Here is a 1,919-nt window from a genome sequence, read left to right on the forward strand (position 1 = left end):
GAGCAATGCTCAAGACCTGTGGATCGGACTCGGGAGGGGTGCTCGCGGAACGCGGAGGGCGTACCTTCCCGAGTGATCGATTTCTGGTCATCGAGTAGGCCCGCGTTGCAGCGCGGGTCGGGAAGGCACGCCCGTGCTGAGCGTAGTCAACGAGGACGGCACCACCCAGAGTGGCTCCTTGATGGACGACATCGTCCGTGAGGGTGCCCGTCGGATGCTCGCCGCGGCCCTGGAAGCCGAGGTCAACCAGTACATAGCTGAGTTGGCGGGCGAGCGGGACGAGGCCGGTCGCCGTCTGGTGGTCCGCAACGGCCACCACCGCGAGCGGACGGTCGCCACCGCCGCCGGGCCGATTGCGGTGAAGGCGCCGCGGGTGAACGACAAGCGGGTCGACGGCGAGACGGGCGAGCGCAAGCGGTTCTCGTCGAAGATCCTCGCGCCCTGGTGCCGGAAGTCCCCGAAGATCAGCGAGGTCCTGCCCCTGCTCTACCTGCACGGTCTGTCCTCTGGCGACTTCGTGCCCGCGATGGAGCAGTTCCTCGGCTCGGCCGCTGGGCTCTCGCCGGCCACGGTGACCCGGCTGACCAAGCAGTGGAGCGACGACCACGCCGCCTTCCAGGACCGGGACCTGTCCGGATCCGACTACGTGTACGTGTGGGCCGACGGCGTCCACCCCAAGATCCGTCTCGGCCAGGCCCGCTCCTGCGTCCTGGTCCTCATGGGCGTGCGCACCGACGGTAGCAAGGAGCTGATCGCGCTCGCCGAGGGCCTGCGGGAGTCGACCGAGTCCTGGGCCGACCTCCTGCGGGACTGCCGCCGGCGCGGCATGCGCGATCCCGCGCTCGTCGTCGGCGACGGAGCCATGGGCCTGTGGCGGGCCCTGGCCGAGGTGTTTCCACATGCCAGACATCAAAGGTGCTGGGTTCACAAAACCCGGAACGTGGTCAACGCCCTGCCGAATTCGGCCCAGCCCGGCGCGAAGAAGGCCCTGCAGGAGATCTACAACGCCGAGGACCGCGATCACGCCGAGAAGGCGGTGAAGGACTTCGAACGCGTCTACGGCACGAAGTGGCCCAAGGCTGTCAAGAAGATCACCGATGACGTCGACGAGCTCCTGGCGTTCTACGACTTCCCCGCCCAGCACTGGGTCCACCTGCGCACGACGAATCCGATCGAGTCGACCTTCAGCACGGTGAAGCTGCGGACCAAGGTCACCCGCGGCGCGGGCAGTCCGACCGCGGCCCTGGCGATGGTGTTCAAGCTCGCCGAGTCCGCCCAGGCCCGGTGGCGCGCGATCACCGCACCCCACCTCGTCGCTCTCGTCCGCAACGGCGCCCGGTTCGAACGCGGCGCCCTGGTCGAGCGTGATCGGGAGGCTGCGGCATGAGTGAGGGCAAGCAACGACCGCTGCTGTTCCTGGACGTCGACGGGCCTCTCCTGCCGTTCGGCGACGGCCCGCAGCGCGAACCGTCAGGCACCGCGGCAGATGCGCACCTGACGCGGCTCGACCCGCACCTCGGGCCTCTCCTCGCGGCACTGCCGTGCGAGCTGGTCTGGGCCACCACCTGGGAAGAAGCGGCGAACATCGACATCGCGCCGCGGCTCGGCCTGCCACCCTTGCCGGTCGTGCACTGGCCGGAAACCTCCGACGCGCATGCACGCGAGGACCAGTGGTTCGGGCTCCATTGGAAGACCCGAACCCTGGCGGCATGGGCGGACGAACGCCCGTTCGTCTGGGTCGACGACGAGATCACCGAGGCCGATCAGGATTGGGTGTCCACCCACCACCCCACCCCGGCCCTCCTCCACCGCATCGCATCCTCCCGCGGCCTCACCGACGAAGACTTCACCATCCTCGATCAATGGCTACGGGCCACTTGCGGCCCCCCACGTTGATCCACAGAAATTGACAATTGCTC

At 68.4% G+C, this 1,919-nt stretch carries 2 protein-coding genes; both read left to right on the plus strand.

Annotated elements, in window-relative coordinates; all coding sequences use genetic code 11:
- Positions 1-133: 133 nt before the first annotated feature.
- Complete coding sequence (locus tag ABZ621_RS37540; RefSeq protein ID WP_360611660.1) at positions 134-1,387, plus strand: IS256 family transposase; 1,254 nt, start codon at positions 134-136, stop codon at positions 1,385-1,387.
- Positions 1,384-1,896: an HAD domain-containing protein gene (locus ABZ621_RS37545; RefSeq protein ID WP_360611661.1), complete on the plus strand. Its 513-nt coding sequence runs from the start codon at positions 1,384-1,386 to the stop codon at positions 1,894-1,896. Before ABZ621_RS37540 ends, ABZ621_RS37545 begins: the two co-directional genes overlap by 4 nt.
- Positions 1,897-1,919 lie beyond the last annotated feature (23 nt).

The organism is Streptomyces sp. NPDC007863, from assembly GCF_040633895.1.
Classification (GTDB): domain Bacteria; phylum Actinomycetota; class Actinomycetes; order Streptomycetales; family Streptomycetaceae; genus Streptomyces.

Coding starts and splice junctions, on each gene's coding strand:
- ABZ621_RS37545 (WP_360611661.1), top strand. CDS start 1,384: ATGAGTGAGGGCAAGCAACGACCGCTGCTGTTCCTGGACGTCGACGGG.